At 62.5% G+C, this 17,443-nt stretch carries 5 protein-coding genes and 2 pseudogenes; 2 read left to right on the top strand and 5 right to left on the bottom strand.

Annotated elements, in window-relative coordinates; genetic code table 11:
• Positions 1-65: 65 nt before the first annotated feature.
• Together ACWPN8_RS22630 and ACWPN8_RS22625 are read left to right on the top strand one after the other, a co-directional pair.
• A pseudogene (locus tag ACWPN8_RS22630) lies at positions 66-1,033 on the top strand (IS5 family transposase).
• Between the two features lie 203 nt (positions 1,034-1,236).
• Positions 1,237-1,683: pseudogene (locus tag ACWPN8_RS22625) on the top strand (transposase family protein); the annotation flags it as partial.
• Between the two features lie 181 nt (positions 1,684-1,864).
• Here the strand turns inward: ACWPN8_RS22625 and ACWPN8_RS22620 are convergent.
• The 5 genes from ACWPN8_RS22620 to ACWPN8_RS22600 all read right to left on the bottom strand — a co-directional run bounded on the left by ACWPN8_RS22620 (position 1,865) and on the right by ACWPN8_RS22600 (position 17,424).
• Positions 1,865-2,092, bottom strand: coding sequence for a transposase family protein (locus ACWPN8_RS22620; RefSeq protein ID WP_492242365.1), 228 nt, complete (start codon positions 2,090-2,092; stop codon positions 1,865-1,867).
• Positions 2,093-2,229: 137 nt separating this feature from the next.
• Positions 2,230-8,388, bottom strand: coding sequence for a hypothetical protein (locus ACWPN8_RS22615; protein WP_492242364.1), 6,159 nt, complete (start codon positions 8,386-8,388; stop codon positions 2,230-2,232).
• Positions 8,385-15,770 carry a hypothetical protein gene (locus tag ACWPN8_RS22610; protein WP_492242363.1) on the bottom strand — a complete coding sequence of 2,462 codons (7,386 nt, stop codon included), beginning with the start codon at positions 15,768-15,770 and terminating at the stop codon, positions 8,385-8,387. The genes ACWPN8_RS22615 and ACWPN8_RS22610 overlap by 4 nt, the downstream gene beginning before the upstream one ends.
• A 341-nt stretch (positions 15,771-16,111) precedes the next feature.
• Positions 16,112-16,570 (bottom strand): T6SS effector amidase Tae4 family protein, encoded by a 459-nt coding sequence (locus ACWPN8_RS22605; RefSeq protein ID WP_492242362.1) that lies wholly within the window; start codon positions 16,568-16,570, stop codon positions 16,112-16,114.
• 53 nt (positions 16,571-16,623) lie between these two features.
• Positions 16,624-17,424 carry a hypothetical protein gene (locus tag ACWPN8_RS22600; RefSeq protein WP_492242361.1) on the bottom strand — a complete coding sequence of 267 codons (801 nt, stop codon included), beginning with the start codon at positions 17,422-17,424 and terminating at the stop codon, positions 16,624-16,626.
• Between the last annotated feature and the right edge of the window lie 19 nt (positions 17,425-17,443).

Raw genomic sequence — 17,443 nt, 5'->3', positions numbered from 1 at the left:
GCCGTGTTGCATGGATGCGGTCGGTGTCGTAGGTCCATGCCCCGTCTCCGCTCTGGTCGCCCGCTATGCCGTACAAGGCCAATGCCGCTCGTCGCCATACATTTCCCGGCCGAATCGCACAGTGACGAATTGGTCCGAGTACGATGCCGCCCTGCGCCAGCGTGGCAGCCTTACACTCTGGGTCAGCGAGACGGCGATCGAGCAGTGGAAAGCGGCGCCGCGCCGAACGCCGGGTGGACAGGCGAGCTATTCGGACCTGGCGATCACCACAGCGCTGATGCTGAGAGCGGTGTTCCGGCTGGCGCTGCGGCAGACCGAGGGGCTGCTCGCCTCTATTCTCCATCTGCTCGGTGTGGATCTGGCGGTTCCGGATCACTCTACCATCGCCCGCCGTGCCCGGACGGTGACGCTGCCCTCGGCGCCGCGCTCGAGCGGTGGGCCCGTCCACCTGCTGCTGAACGGCACCGGGCTGAAGCTGTGCGGACCGGGCGGATGGCTGATTGAGAAGCACGGCACCAAGCGGCGGCGCTCCTGGCGCGTCCTGCACCTTGGGATGGACATGGGCAGCGGGCGGATCGTCGCGACCATGCTGACCGACCGCGATGTCGATGATGCCTCGCAGGTTGCTCCTTTGCTCGACCAAGTCGCCGAGCCGGTCGCCTCGATTGCGGGCGACGGCGTCTACGACCGAACCGGGGTCTATGCGGCGGTCCACGGGCGCAATCCCGAAGCCGCGGTGGTGGCGCCACCGCGCCGCGATGCCGTGCTCAGCGACACGGCCGAGACCGCTCCCACCCAACGCGACCGTCACATCCAGATGATCACCGAGACCGGACGGATGACGTGGCAGCAGACCAGCGGCTACAACAAGAGGGCTGGCGTGGAGAGCCAAATGGCGCGCTGGAAGGGCGTCTTCGGCGAGGCGCAGCGCTTCCATTCCGATCAGGCGCAGGTCACCGAAGTCGCCATTGGCGTCATCTTCCTCAACCGCATGCTCGACCTCGGACGCCCGAACTCCGTACGCGTTGCCTGATCACCAACGGAGCTGGGGCGTCTCTTGCACCGCTCGCCTCGCTGCAACACGCCGGCGCAGTTCGTCAACGCACCGAGATTTGCACCAACTGTAAAGGCCGAATGAAGTTTGGCCCATCCGCATTCTCGGTGCATCCCCGATGCAGATCGACGCGAGGATGAGCACATAGAGGGAACTCCTTTCCCTGCAGAGCACCGGTTTCCTTGTCCAAATCACTGCTTTCGTTGCTCCCAGCCGGCCTTGTCGTCGACCGGGTTTCGGTCGACGCTGATCGCATAGCCATTACGGCCCACATGCGGGCCACAAAGGCGACCTGTCCGCTGTGCCGTCGCCCCTCCGCACGCGTCCACAGTCGGTACTCCCGACATCTGGGCGACCCGCCGTGGCAGGGCCGGATTGGCGAACTCCACCTGCAGGTTCGCCGCTTCCGGTGTGCGGCGGCGGACTGTGCCCGCCGCATCTTCGCCGAGCCGCTGCCCACAGTGGCGGCCCCTCGGGTCCGGCGCACCCGGCGGCTTGCCGAGGCGCAGCGCGCCATTGCACTGAGTGCTGGCGGAAATCCTGGCGCCCGTCTGTCCTCCCGGCTCGCCATGCCGGTCAGTGGTGACACACTGCTGCGCCTGATCCGAGCAGAGCCGATGGCGCCGATTGTGAATCGGCTCGCAAGCGGGACCCCATCAGAAGCGATGTAGCCCTTTATAAATGAATGAATTTTAATCACCGAGGTAGGATCCTGATCGGCGCCGATCAAGACCGCACCCCAGCAGAATTTTTCTCAACCACTTCAAGTGACTGTGGTGCGTCGGTTCGTGGTCCCGGTTGGCTGCTGGTTCACACCTGAACCCGCAGAACGATCTGACGTCCCTGCCACGGCAAGTCAGCGATGGTGCACCAATAGTGGCTGTGAACGTGGTCCGATCCCGTTCCGCAGGTCGGACAAGTTGCCACCGTTCCAATCGTTCCGGCGGTGACGACGATGCGATCTTGCTCAATCATAACCGCCGTCGCCTGAAGGCCGGCCGGCACCAGCGGCAGGGCGTGATCCGAGATCTGCATCATGTGAATCTCCCCGCTTCACATGTGCACCAATAGCTACGAGCCGTCCGTCTCAGCACCGAATGCGCGGATGAACCCCTATCTCAAGCCGATTGACACTCCTGTTTGCATATGAAAACGAGATCTCCATTCGGGGGAACTTAAACGCCCGTTGCGGCACTTTCGACCGGGATAACGTCGGACAATCCGAGCAGGCTCACTTGCGCTTCGGGGAGCCGATTCAAGATTGGCATGCTCACTGCGGCGGGGAGGGGGGTTGTGTCGGTTCCAAACAACCAGTCGAAATCGAACGCGTCTGGAGCCTCCGGATCGAAAGGCATCCTGCTTTGCAAGATGGAGATATCGACCCAGCGCTCCGATGCCGTGTTGTCGATCAGTCGAAGTCCAAGCGTTTCCAGATGACACAAGTCCGACCACTTGGTAATATGCGGACTCCCGTCCACCGCTTCCAGCGTCATTTTCCGATACCGGCTCTCGCCTTTTGCGTTGCGCCAGCAGGCATGCAGCGACGCCGCGCCATCGGCCTCGCGGTAAATGATCAGATCGACGCCCTCAACCTTGTCGTCGTCGTCGTCAATTCCGGCCGAACCGACTTTCTTGAAGAGCGGCACGGCGTTCCCGGGGTCGCTGATTTCGAATTGCAGACGGTTCAGGTCGAGCGGTGTGTTCGCCGCGCGGACATGCAGCCGCAGCTGCTTTATTCCAGAACTATGGCTGGCGAAAAGATCGAATTTCGCGGTCTTGTAGCGATCGCCGACATCGGCGTCCGGGGCCTGGTTCTTTACTTGGTGGATCTCGGCGCGCAGCTCGATTTCACCGACCTTCACCGAGAGGTCGTCTCCGGCACGGATGGTTGCCGCGCCCCACTCGTCGGCAAGGACGGCGTCGTGGAAGAGGTCGACCTGATGGCCGACCTGTTCGGACGCCTTAGTGAAGACCAGCATCAGGCGACGATGCACGTGAAGCGGATTAGGCCGCCGCGAAACGGGACTGCCCACGCGCACGAGGCCCTTGCCGCGTTTGTGAAATACGAACAGACCCCGTCCAGACATGGTCGACTGTCCGGCCGCGGCTGCGGGTGTGAAAAAGCCTTTCAGTGCAGAAACCAATGTCATCTGCGGTTCGGTTTCTTGCGGCTGGGAGACCATGAGTTGCCGCATGTCGCGAGACGTGCGCGCCCATTCGATGATCGTCGCTTCGGATTGCCGCGTCGGCCGGGTCGAAACCTTCCCCGACAATACGACGGGGCCGGCGGCCGCGAAGATCACCGACGAGACAAGCCGCGGCTGGTCGACGCCGGCGCCGGCAAGACTATCGCTCTCCTTGCAGAAGAGACTGAGACGGAACCGATTGTCGCCCATAGGCTTGAGCAAGACGGCGACGACGGGTTTGCGCCATAAGGTCACGTATCCGTCGCCACCATCCTTGAACAGCGCCGCCCTAAGCACCTCGACGCCTTGGTCACCGACCTTGACGTAGGTGTCGGACTGCCCCGGCGCCTTTTCGGCGGACCGGATCTCGAAGGGTAATGCGGCGTCGATCCACGTGTCTGTTGCGACGTTCGACGTTCGGGGCGTTTTCGGATCCATCCAGCACCAGCCGGGATCCGCGAACCGAGTGAGCTGGATCCCGAGGAAGCTTTCCTCCATTTCTTCAGGCGACGCACCGTCCCCCTCCTGTGAAGCGTCCACGTGGATGACGTACTGACTGTTCGACCAGGCCGGATCCGGGGCATTCGGCGCATCGAAATGCAGCCCGATTGGCCCTTCGGTCCGCAAGGTTGCCGCCTTCGATCGTTCCGCGGGCACGCTGTAGTAGCTGAGGCGAGGATCCGGGCTGAACTGCTTGCGAACGTCCTCCAGCCTCAGGCGTCGTGTCCCGGAGCCGTCGTCCTTGAGGACGAACCTGTTGGTGATGGACAGTTCCGCGCAGACGCGCCCCGCCAATCCGAGGAAGGCGAAGGGTTGTTCCGAAAGGACGCATGTCAGCGATGTCCGTGTTGCCTCTTCGATGCTTCCAAGCAAGGGGATGAAGGCCCGTAACTGGGGACGCGCCAGCGGTGCCGCGTCGAGATCCGCCAGCACGGCCACGCGCGCGGCCCAGTCCGCGGTCGCCAGCCACGTCCGCCGGCCATCCATCAACGGGCCGTAGCGCGATACCATTTCGAGCTTGAAGCGATAGTAGGTCGCGGATCGCTCCGGCCATTGATAGTCCATCAACGGGGTGGTTTCCTCAGCCGGGCGCAACCGGAACAAGCGCGGATTCCCCTCGGCGCCTCGTGTCCCGAACGCGTCGGTTTCAAAGTCGCCAACCTCGATGGGAACCACTTGGCTTGGCACGCTTGACCGTGTTCTGCCGAGGGGGACGACAGGCCCAGGCTGCGGCCTGCCATCCGTCGGATCAATCCAGTGATAGATTGGCCGGCCGGTGAAGGACCATTGCTGGGTGGAAAGCCTGGCGCGCGAGAACAATCGCAGCGAGAGAGCGGGGGCAGCGTCGACCGAGAAGCTTCGCGACGTGCCGTGGAGGCGTATGGACACCACGTCTGAAGGGAGATGCCCGAGCTTCGAGCCGCTCTCCTTTCCAACGAGGCCGGTCACGTCGGCCAATTCGGCCATCGCCTCGACGACCAGGCGAACACCGTCGAAGAGGAAATAGCCAGTCGACGCCTGCGACGTCGATCCGACCGCAAGTTGTCTCATCCGTGGGTCGAAGATCCCTCGGATCTTCCCCGTCTCCGGCGACGTCTCGAACAATTCCCGATCCACGGCCGGGGTGATCCAAAGGTGTGTCGCGGTGCCGACGGGAACCCTGAGCTGGTGGTCTTCGAACTCGAGGTCGGGGCCCTTTGCGACGATACTCAATTTGTGCTCGGCGGCCTGGAAGATTGCGTTCACGAAGGCCTTCACTCTCAGGACGGCGCGGCGGAACGAGGATTGGTCCTTGTGGTCATCGTCGGTCAAGATAGGCTTGTATGTGTCGAGAAAGCTTGGATCATAGGGCCGCACCGGAATGAACTGTTCCTGCGCTTCCCGTCGTCCGGACTTGGGTTCGACCGTCCAGTCCGCAAAGGCCGCGCCGATGAGGAAGCCGCTGACCGCCGGGTCGGGCAGCTTGTGCATCATGCTTTTCATCGGATCGCCGATCACTTCGAAAAGAGCTCGCGCCTCGCGCAGGGCCCTGAGAAGATCCTGGGTCTTCTTCTTGTCGCCGGAACCACATGTTTGAGACCACAACGCCGTGTTCCGGCCCCAACGTTCGACGTCTTCGATGGACGCCAACGGCACCGAAAACCTGATCGTTCGCTCGGATGGACGCGTCCAGCCCGCACCGGGGGCAAGCAAAAGCAGATTGGCCTTCCGGTCGCTGTTCGCCTGCCCCTTCTCGTTCATCGGGTCGGCGAAGCTCAATGCCTGTGCCCCGCCCGAAGCCAGTTTCAGGCGAAGCCAGTACCTCTCCTGCGGAGGATGGAAGCGAAGCGATATCGTTCGCGTCCCGGGATTGAATGCCGCTTCCACCAGACCGTGTTCTCCATCTGGATGAGTCTTGATGACGACGATGAGATCGTGGATATCAAAGGCTTGGTCGACCATCACCTCATGAAGTTCGACAGTCACGCGATCGTCCTTGGCCAGCGGAAGTCCGTCATCCTTGCCCAAGGCCCCAAGACGATCGCCGGCGCGATAAATGTCCCGCCACCGCGACGATCGAGGCAAGCCTTCCAACGCGATCCGAGGGTCATCGAAACTGATCGGATGCACGTCGCCGGGTAGGCTGTCTTCTCGAAGCTCGGTCCCGTCGGTGGCGGCAAGCGGCGTTTCCGAGATCGCCGTTCGCCGCAGGCATGCCCAACCCGAGCCGGACGGCCAAAACATGCGATCGTCGGGTCCGGGCGCTTTGGGGAGAAAAGGTGCGATTGCGGTTGCGGAACCGGAACCGATCCGCGTGCTGACGGCGCTCGGCAATAGTCCCGAAGACGGTACCCAGAAGGCCGACAACCCGTAGACCAGGCCGTAGGCGAGCGTCGGCACCGGTTCATGTTTCGTGTAGATCGCCTCTTTCATGGCAAAGGCCGACATCGCCGTGGACGCTTCAGTGAAGGGCGCCATGGCGGCGGGGTGCTCCTCCGAGCCGGGCTTCAACTGCCCAGGGCTCGAAAGCGGCGACCCGGAATAGGGAATGAACATGCCCCAACTGCCTGGAGCGGCGGTCGGGATGGTGGCATCCACGGTGACGTCGACGTTGTAGGCTTTTGGACCGTCGACCTCCAGGCCGACAAGGCTGACGTGAATGGGCGCGTTCGTCTTGTCCGCCTCCTCGTTCGGGTGATATGCGCGAACGAGAAAGCCAAGCCCGGAAATTCGGGCGCCCAAGGACTGGATCTCCGGCGTGCCCAAGTCTTCCGAATGGTCGAGCGGCGCGGAGGCGATCGGCATCATGAGCGCCTGGGGCTTGTCGTCCGGGCGAAAGACCGTCTTTTCGGATTCGTCGGGGTCTGCGACGAGGGCATCCAGCCTGGACGCCATCTCCCTCTCGAGAAGGGGCCCCAACCCCTGGCGCAAGCTGTCTTCGCCCTTGACGGCGAGCTTCGGCGCCACAAGCCACAGCCGGTCCAAGGCCCCAGGAGGACCCGGGATACTCGTCGCGTCGTCCAGCCTGCGCCAAAGTGTGTTGCTCGATCGAATGGCCTCGCGAATCTTGCGTGTCCGATCGGCGATGACCGGCGTATCCTTGACGCCGTCGTAGTCCAGCACCGCCGTGAGTGCCTCCGTGCCGAAGTCCCTGCGCATGGCGGCGGCGGCGTCGAAGTCCTTGTTCAACTGGATACGGAAGGCCGCGAATGCCTTTTCCAGCGCGTCGTCGAGGTCGGGAACGTGGTCCAGGTTGGTGCCGTCGGTATAGGCGGTCTTTGCCACCGAAGGTCTCAGCGTCTCGTCAAGGATAGTCCAGAGCCATCCTTCGACGCCCTCTTCGCTTTCGAGCTTCTGGGTGATCTTGGCCAATTCGGCGGACAGCAGGTCGAGCTCCGCCATCCACCTATCCCGGGATATCAGCGGAGCATCCATTTTGGGACCAAGCGACGCCTTTATCCGCCCCAGTTCATCCGGGTCGGGAAACATCTTCACGATCTCGGGAAGGAGCGTCTCCGGCGTTGCCCACGTCGCAAACTTTTCCCAAAGGCGTTCGTGAAGATTGAGATAGAGCTTGCGCTCGTCGACATCCAGGCGCGTATCGGCGGCCTCGAACGTGCCGGCAACGAGCCGCGTCAACCGGCCAAGCACTTCTCCGAAGCGCCGCACCCGCGATCGCTCGTTCGAGACCGGCAGAAGAAGACCGGTGATGCTCGGGTCGAAGAGTGTAGCCACCGAGGCTCGGATAAACCAGCGGAGACCGTCGGGCGAGAATAGTTCCTGGCCCTTGGGTTGGAACTCCTTCATGACTTCATCGATGCCCGCGATAGTCCCCAAAATGGTCGTGGGCCAGAGCAGGGATGACGCCCTATCCTCGATCCGTACGACAAGGCGATGCAAGGGATCGGCATGCGGCACGATGTCGACGCTTCCGTCGGGCCGCAATCCGTTCGACAGCTGGGCGTCTTCGTACTGCTTCAGAAGCGGGGTCTTCGTTTCGAAAGTCTCGACGATCGTACCGGCGGGGTCTTCCCACTCCATCGCAAGGTGATACAGCGCCGTCTGGCTTCCTTCGTGGAGCTTGCCCACCACCTTGACCTTGGTCGGCATTCCTCGTTCGACCGGGATAAAGACGATCACCTCGTCGCCGGGACCTGCCGCCTTTGCGACGAGCGCACTTGTCAAGCCCGCGTGCTGCGCCACCGGCGCCGGCCAGCGCGCAGAGGCCCGAAGCAGATCGACGGCCCTGGCGTTGCGCATATCGGCCGTTTCGCGCTGCGGGGTCACGAAAAATCTTGGCTTGGACGCCGGGGCGACGCCTGCTGACTCTTGCCCGTTCAGCGTCTGCAACGCGTCGCGGCACTTCAGCAGCCACTTCATGACGTCTAGGCGACCGGGAGGATTGCCGGGCATCAGGTGATTTCGTGGGAGGAGGGCGACGTGGTGGGCATCGCCGGCCTCGATGCGATAGAGATGAAACTCGCCGAGCGGCGCCCGAACGGCGAACTCTTCGAACGTTTGCTCGGCGTCCCGTTCCATTTCGTCGCTGACATCCTCGTCGGACGTCACTTCAAGCGCGAGGTGGACCCCGAAAACGCGCAACGGATCGGCGAGACCATGCAGGGCAGGGGGCTCGGGTTCGGCGACAATGTGGATGACATTGATCATAGCGACTTTCTCGCCTCATCGAGTTTGCGGAGCTTTTCGAGGGCATCCCTCGCGCGGTCGGGCGCCTCGCCGGTGACGCTCGACTGGCTGGCCACCTCCGTGCTCGAGCGCCCGTCGCGCAGCTTGTAGCGGACCTGGGTCGAATATTTGAGCTTGAACCAGCGCGAGATCCTGACCTCGACGCTGAGCTGCCCGGTGGCGTCTATCCGCCCGCTCTCATGGTAAGACATGGACAGCATCAGTCCGAGATAGACCGTGACCATGCCCCAAAGCGAAACGTTGCCGGCGATGACGAGCACCATCGATACCGAAAGCCCGTCATCGGGCTGTGAGGGCGGGCCGATCCGCTTCTGGTATCGAAGGACGATGCTGAGCGTGATGTAGACGCCGCCGCTGACCGGCCCGAACGAGAACGCCAGCGACGCCGAACCGCCGACGCCGGCCTCCACCACCACCAGCAAGGTCTTGTCGAAGGGCCGGTATTCCGTGTCGACCTGCAAATAGCCTGTCCCACCTATCACGAAGATCGAGAAAATGAAGGGAAGGTCGCGGCGGGAAAGGTTGAATCGGTTTGCGATCACGAAATCGGGAAACGCCCTGAGCGAAAATCGATTCGCGATCTGGATGTTCGATACGCCCGACGTCCCGAAGTTGAAGGACAGCGGCGGAAGCGCGAACTGATGCTCGACGCCGACGATCTGCTTATTCTCACGCAGATACTTTAGGGGGCCGACGCCATCTCCGCCCAAGATGGAACCGAACATGTCCTGGATGAAGCGCATGCTTTGATGGATCCGGATCTTGGTCGGATCGATCTTGAAGTCGAGGTCGGATTTGCTTGAGTAGCTGATCCTGACGTCGGCAAGCGTCAGCATGACCTGGCCGGCGACGACGGCCTCGAGATCGGTTCGCAGTTCCGCCATGTCGGTGACATCGGCATTGAGACGGTCCTTGCTGGCCTCGGCGCGCATGAAGGCGGTGAACTGGCTCCTAACCATGAACAGCGTGAACGGACCAATTGAAAACATGCGCTGGCGATCCGGGAGCGCTGCATTGACGTCGACCCTCACCCATGCGCGGCCGGCCTTGGTATCCAGGTCGTGCGTGACCTTCACGGCGTCGCGAATGCCGTCCGACACCGGAGTGTCGGACATCAGGTGGCTCAGGTCGATGCCGCCTATCCTTGAGACGATGTCCTTGAACTTGCAGCCTTCCGGAATCGAGACTTTGAGCGAGTCGGCGATCTGCTTGACGTTGAAGTCGAGGCCTAGGGCCTTCAGCGCATCCCCGAGATAGTTGAGCGTGGCCCGCACTTCGGGCGTCTCCAGCACGCGCCTAGCCTGGTCGCCATACATTCGGATGCGGTCGGCATTGGTCTGCAGCCCTGCGATCTCCGGGCTATGGGCGAGGAAACTGACGAGATTAAGCGCCTTGCCCGGCAATCCAGACGGATCGCCCTTGAGGAGTTCGTGAAATCGTTCGACCCCGCCGTCGACATACGCGCGGGCGTGGTCTCCGGCGGAGGCCACCTCCATCGCCACGCCGTCGAGCGCGGCGAGGACAGTGCGGGCGGATCGCTGGAGCTCATCGACTGCGTCCTTCGCGCACTTCCAATTGGCCTCAAGCTCGGCGATCCGTTTCTCGAGCGGGCCGAGCTTTAGTTGCTCGGTCAAATCGGCGACGATCGCGTCCTTGTACTCCTTTGCCCCCTCGAAAAGCTTGTCCCTTGTGCCGACCAGCTTTTTGCAGAGATCCATGGCCTTCTCGGCCATCCCGTCCGAAAGCCCCTCGAAGTCGTCGATCGCATCGGTCAGCTGCAACGAAAAACCGTTGACCGCGGCGCGAACTGCGGTCCGCGCCTGGGCCAGCCAAATTTCGGCGTCCGACGAAGAGGGCCACGCCACGCGCTGGAGCATGGCATCGAGCGCCGGATCGACGACACGCATGGTGAAGCTTTCGACCAGCGCCTTCGGCAGCGCCGAGCGGACCTCGCCGACCTGCCCCTCGAAACGGGCAAGCCATCGGTCCACCGAACCGAGCGCGGTGCCGGCCGCGCTATCGATCGTGGAAAGTTGCGCGTCGAGCCGGGCAACCACATCCTCGACCACTTGGTCGAGGACATCGGACGCAAACTCCCACAATGTCGAAAGCTCGTTCGCGCGCTCTTCGACGGACCGCACCGCTTGGCTCATCGTCCCGGCGAACGTACCGGCAAGCTCGCGGATGTCTTCGACCTCGAACTCCTCCGCCGCCTCGGCGAAGGCCGATATGAAACCGGTCGCGCCGCCGAGGACCTCGACCGCGCTGGTGCTCGCTTCGTCGAGGCTCTTTTTCACGAGGTCGAGCGAATCGGAAGCGGAGATGGTCGCTTCGTCGATCTTCCGTGTTGCGTCGGCCTTCAACTTGTCGATGTCGGGAGGGAAGATCGCTCCCTTCAAGGCGGCTAGCGTCACCTTCGCCTTTTCCTTGGGCGCGCCTTCCGTCAGCTTGTCGATTTGCGCCTCGATCTTTCCTACTTCCGCGGCGATCTCCGCGGAGTTGGGCAGGGTTTCGATCCTTGAGACAAGTTGCGACCTCTGATCCGCCAGCAGGTCCTGGACCGATGCCAGCCTTGCCTGCGCCGCCGCCTCTTTCTTGACGATGCTTGCAATGACGGTGGTGAGCTGCGCGCCTAGGCCACGGGCACTATGGGCTATTTCGGACGCCACGCGGCGACGAGCTTCGTCGAGCGCCTGCTCGATGTCCTTTCCGACGGATCCGACGACTTCGTCCAGTTGGCCAATCGCTCGGTCGAGTCGGTCGCGCGAAAACGGCTTATCGCGGTCGATCGCCGAAGACGCCGCATGCAGGCGGCTGCGGGCGCGCGCGATGCCGGCGTCCGCGTCCACCTTCCAATCGGCGACGATCGCGCGGGCGGTCGCCACGCCTTCGCACAGGCCGCCGATCACTTGGCTGGCTTCATTCGCCAAGCCGGAGATCTCGTTTTTGATCGCGTCTGACAACGTCGCGCGGATCCACGCCTCTGCCCCCGGCACGTCCGGCGGTAACTTGTCGAGTTGGGCGATCGTCTTCTGCTGCGCTTCCTCGACCGCGCGCAAGACCATCAGCTTGCGCCGACGCAGGCCGTCGGTCGCCGCCTTCGCCAGCGCGCCGCAATCCGATTTCTCCGCCTTCAACATGACCTGGGCAATATCCTTGCCCCGGCCTCCGACAAGCTCGGCAGCCTTCGAGATCAGCTCCGGCCCAAGATGCTTCAGCAGCTTGTCGACCGCGACATCCGGATGCTCCAATCCACCGATCGTCTTCTTGAGTTCAGCGAGCACGTGCAAGGTTGCATGCTCGTCCTTGGCCGCCTCCAGCTCTGCCCGGAGCGATTCAAACTTCGATTTGAACGTTGCGAAGCCGCCGAGATTGTCCTGGTCCAGGCGGATCGGCAGAGCTGCCTGGATAAGCCCGATCGGCAACCTGTCCGGCGCGGTCTCCCTGATGGTGTCGGCAAGGGCCGCTATCGGCGCGACCATGTCCTTTGCTTTGAGCTCGAAGCCTCGCATGAAGCTTACGCTTTCGACGCCGGCATAGACCGGTTTGTCACCCATGCCGGTGTTGATCCGTGTCCGCACGGGGGAGGGTGCCAAGCGCCATGTGAACTGGCGCAGACCGGGTACCAGGCGGGAATCGGTGGGACGCCTTTCCTTGCGGTCCACGATGTTCGAGTCCTGGATCGCTCGAAACACTTCCCGCTGAACGGACGGATGGCCGGCCTGGCAAAAATCGACATGCTCCCGCGCGGGCCAGACGTCCGTATCGATATTGCCTGCCTTACCCTCTTCGGTATCCGTGAAGAAGTATAGCAGCTGCGTGTCCCGGCATTCCTGCGCACTGATCGGGTCGTCGATACGTCCCTCCGCGCGGGTCAGGAAGGCGACATCCGGCTCCGGAAAGACCTGTGGCCTAATCTCGGCTTCGCCGCGGTTCCAAAGCGGGACTATCCAACCGAAACGCCCGAGGTCGCGCCCCCAGGCGCTGTTGACGGCGATCTTGCGGGAGTTGAATCGAACGCCTTCCAGAAAACCGGTGCAAATCGGATCGACGCCCGGCACGTCGGGATAGCGCCGCTCCGGTTCAAGGATTTCGACGAATTCGTCGAGCTTTCGAATCACCGCGCGTTGGCTGCGCGTTTCGGTATCCTCCGAGACGAACTGCGCCGATTCGGACGTGTCTCGAAGGAAGGTCACGATATGGCGGGCTCGATGCCATAGCCCGGCAATGCGGCCGAGGACCTCGACCCGATGCTCCTGCAGGTGCTTTTCCCGGGTGACGGTGGCGATCGTCACATAGCCGTTGAGAAAGCTAGCCTTCTGGTCGGCGCTCAGGCCGGTCGGAGAAATCGCCACCTTGTCGAGTTCGCCTCCCGTGGCGGTCACGGCGCTTGCGACGACACGCGCGACATTGGCGGACTCGATCGGCCAGAGAGCACCACCCGCGAGACCGTGCTCGGCAAATCGCGGCGGCTTGATCGGTGCGTCACACGCGACCGGATCCGGGAGGACGCGCGGATCGTCGACGGGCGGAGCCAGGAGCGCCGTGTGACGGAGCGAGATATTCAGTCCGGCCTTGAGATGGGCAGGAACGAAGGGATTGGTCGACGTACGGTCCAGAGTCCAGATTTCCAATCTTTCCGGACGTTTCTGCAATGCCTTGTGGAGCTTGCGCCACCGTTTCTCCTGTTTGTCGGCGGCGCTGTTGTCGACCGGCAGGGGCGTGATGCCGGTCACCGCGCTCAGCTCGGCGACCCGCGGCCCGATGCCTCCGTCGGTGATCGGAGGGACGAGAAGCCCCGATGCAAGGCCGTAGACGGCTTCCGAACGCAGGGCCACAAGTCCAACGCCGATGCCGAAGTCGCCACGCTGGCGGAAAAGGTCGCGCGCCGCATATTCCGGAAGCAGGTAGTTCCTTTGCAGGTCGCTCGGACGCACCCATAAAGTCGTGGGCGGCGAATAGCGCATATCGACGGCCAGCCGCCGCACCACGCCGTTGACGGATTTCAACGCCGGGCGCAACGGTTGGCCGCGGGTCACCGCATCATGCAATTCTAGTCGCCCGGGCTTGTCCGCGTCTTCTCCCACCGCGCCGGCCGGCCGGTCGAACCGATAGACCTCCTCGCTCTTGCGCAGCTGCCAAACGCCGCTGTCGGAGTCAAAGACCGCGACGATGAGAGATTCGTCCGTTCCGCTCGCGTTGAATGGTCGCCTGCTGAACCGGTACGCCGAGAACGGCGCGTCGGTGAGGACCGTGAAGCGGATCGGATAGGACGGTTTCGCCGACATGTCCTTCAATTCGGCGACCAGGTGGCGATCCTGGTCGTCCCTCACCGCCTCGACAAGTCGCATTTCGAGTGGTGACTTGCCCGTGTCGTCGTCATGCGCTCCACCGTGGCTGTCCTCCCGGATCAAGATATCGGCGGGGCGCTCGTCGCGATCGCCATGCGCTATGTCCGCCGTGACCGACCAGGAGTCGTTGAGCGCCAGGCGCAGGCTCAGTTCCAAGCTGATCGTCGGAGCGGCTTGCGCAGCCGCTCGCTGATCCGGCCGCGAACGGTGCGGGGGCCTGATACGGAGCGTTCCCGACGGCTCTTCGCCTTGCCCGGCATCGACGAGAAGCCTGGCGTGGCCGGCCATGGCCACGGAACCCAGTCGAGCGGTCGATAGGCCAAGGGATTGAGCCTTGTTGTCGTTCCAAATTGTATAGGAAGACCCGCCACGCTCGCGCAACTCCTCCATACGCGGGTCGTAGGCGAGTATAAGCGGGAAGCCTGCCGCCGACGGGTCGGACTGATGCCCATCATCGAAGCCGGGCATTTGCATCGTGACCGTGAGCGGATCGTCGTGCTCGGCATGTCTTTGCCAGCGGACGCGATCCATGGCATTGATCCCGTCTTCATCGGCTGGCAAGTGGTGACGGTCTTCGGGCTGGCGTCGGCCGACCGCGGCCTTTGTGTCGAGGGTAACGCCGAAGGGCAGAGGTGCCGCTGTATTGTAGTCTCCAAGCAAAAGATCGACGCCGGTACCGAGCAAGCCCTTGGTTTCGATCTTCGCTAGGGCGATCAGCGGGACGGCGATCTTCGCGGCTTTGGGCCGAAAGGCGATTACCGGCAGCACCGACTGCGGCAGGCGCCGGCTTGCTGCCAATCCTTGGCGCACGGATGTCGATATGCGCGAAACTTCCTGCAATCCACCACCCAGGAGGTCGTCGACGGCCGCATTGCCGCCCTGGGGTACCCCCTCGGGCGACAACTGCGCCTCGGGCCTTGCCCGCACGACGACGTGCAATTCCCAGGCAATCTCTACTTTTCCGGTCTTAAGTCCGGTCTTAAGAGCGAGGCCTATCGTCTCGTCCGAAATCTTGCAGGTGGCTACCGTTTCCGCACGGATCTGCTTCGTGACGAAACGTGGATAAGGCCGGCCCATCAGCGCCAGCACGTTCCCTTGCGGCATGTGCGTCGATGTGTGGGTTACCGCGTAGACGTGTCCGTCGGCGCTTCGCTCGGAGAGGACTTCCAGGGTGCGGGAGCTTGCCTTGCCGAGCGATCCAATACCGCTCCTCAACGCTAACTCGCGGTGATCCGGCCAAAGGCCGGAATTACCGTTCAGGATGGTGAACCGACCGGAAGTTTCGGCCTTGTCGGAATAGCCGAAGTGTCCCAACGGTTCCCCGCGATCCCCATCATAGGAAGCGCCGCCGGGACGCCCGGAAAAAGCGCCGTCCGAGCTGGTGAAGTCGGAATCCACGTCCCGGCTCGTGGGAACCAGGACCCCGGACGCGAGCGCGCCGGGTTCCCCCTCACCGAGGCGCGGCAACGCGAATGCGATTTCGATGCGAAGATAATGACGTGCGGCGTAGTTTTTGTCGTTTGCCGTTCCAAAGCAGACGATTGAACCGGCTGTCTGCTTCTTCACCTTATAGGTGGCGACGAGGGGAAAGCGCTCGGTCGGCACGTCCGCCTTGCGATCTCGATACTGGTCGAGAACGATCGCGTCGTGGATGACGAGCGTGCGTCCACGTGTACCGGACCCGTCTTCGGGCTCGCAGATCCAGAAAGACACGGCCTCCTTTTCGAGAAGCTCCTGGATAATTTCGTCCGTCTTCGAAAAGACGTTCCACTCTTCCGCAGGGGGTGTCGCCGGCGGATCGGGCAGGGCCGAGCCTCGCCATTTGCCGACGCGTGCAAACGCCCTAGCCTTCTTATCCTCCGGGCCGGCGACGTAGAAGATCTCCAGTAAGTTCCCGACGACCTTAAATCGGCTTTTCCATCCAAACTCGTCAGAGTCCGACGACTTGTGCAGCCGGAAATTTCCGAAAAACCGGAAAGTGCGTGTAATCATCGGCTATCCCCCTCGGCTTCCCTGGGTGTCGGACATGCGGGAAACGTTATCCTCCGGCTGCGGGAGGCTTCGATTCTGCTGCCTTGGCGGCAAGGTCTGTTGCATGGCTGACGGCAAGCATCAGCGCCATCGTCGCCCCGACGGGTGGTAGACCGGGAACCAGGACGCCTTCATTGGGTATTGCCAGGACGAGTCCTCGGTCGCGAGATTGCGAATGCTGGCGAAGATCGCGCCGCCATATGCGATGAGCAGTCCGACGGTGATGCCGTCTACCGGCTGCCGGAAATCATGAGCCCGCAGCCTCCAAGGTTGTTGGAAAGCCTTGCCGCAACATCATTGAATTATGGCAGGGACCACAGCTCGACATCGAATCCATCCTTGATGTCGGACATGTTTCCGCTTCCAACGAAGCCTGAGCCGGTCCACAGGTCGAAATGCCCCGTCGCATCGCTCCAAGCCACATGATAAGCTATGATGCCTGATCTGGCCGGAATATCCACGCTCTTGCCGGGTTCCTTGCTGATTCCCCAGTAACTTTTGCCAATCAATGCGTTGACAACCTGACCCATAGTCTTCACCTTAATTGCAAGTGGTTCGCCATTCCCTGTGATCGCCTCCTTGTATTGCTGCGGAATGGCGAGACCCGACCTCATGAATGCAACGGACAGCCGTATCGCACAAGTGTTGGCGTATTTCGGATCGTTGACGAGGTTCGGCCATTGCCCGCCGAGACTTTGATAGAATTCCGCCTTCGGAGCCGCCGGATAGTTCTGCCGGAGTTTCGAGAAGCTTACGCTCATCCTATCGTGCTCCCTTTGGTTCGTGGCGGCAGTTTCCGCTGGCCCAGATCAAGTCAGAGCGTCACCGACAGGTTGACGATCGCGCCGGGCGCAAGCACCAGCGGCCCGCCCCCGGCTTGTACCTTTACGATCGCACCCTGATCCGTTTCGGCGGTGACCCAAACCTCGTAGAGCTGGTTCGGTTGGAGCGTGTACCCCCCATTCTGAGGGAAACGGTTGTTGTTCCGCAGCATCAGGGCCAGCACGCTCGGTCGCCGGAAACTGACGGTGCCGGCAATGGGCAGCGGATCGGTGCCGTCGCCCCTTGGCGGCATCGGCCCTCCTCTATGCACGATTGCCGGGCCCACGGTGCCAGTCTTCAGGGTCACGGTGACGGCAAGCCATGCAGCGTTCCCAGGGGGGCGCTTCTCCACCTCCTCGACCGTGCGCTGGTCGCGGTATCCCAGGGTGGACATGATGTTGTGGACACCGGCGCTGCCGCCCGCCAGGATCAGCGCCGTGACGAAGGACGACATGAAACCCGATGCATTGCCCGGGGGAGCTTGGTAGGCATTGATCAGAGCCGCGAGGATATCGAGGTCGAACAGCGTCACAATGATGAAGCTGACGATGATCATGATCGGCGTCTTCACGCCTCTCAGGCTGAAATAGGTCAGAAAGATCCGCCAGTTGAAGATGATGGCGAACGCATTCTCAAGCAGCACCGCGACGACGAACAGCATCGTCAATGCGCGCAGGGACTTGGTGTAGACATCTCCCTCGCCCAACGTCACGGCCGGCAACTCGGCCGCTTCCGCCGGGACGGGCAGCATCATGGACAGGCTCAGGATCAGAACCGAGAGTGCGTTCCTCATGGCCGGTGCCTCCCTCCAG

The organism is Azospirillum sp. UENF 112521, assembly GCF_058780665.1.
The sequence above is the reverse complement of the archived record's forward strand: the minus strand, read 5'-3'. Positions and strand labels throughout refer to the sequence as shown.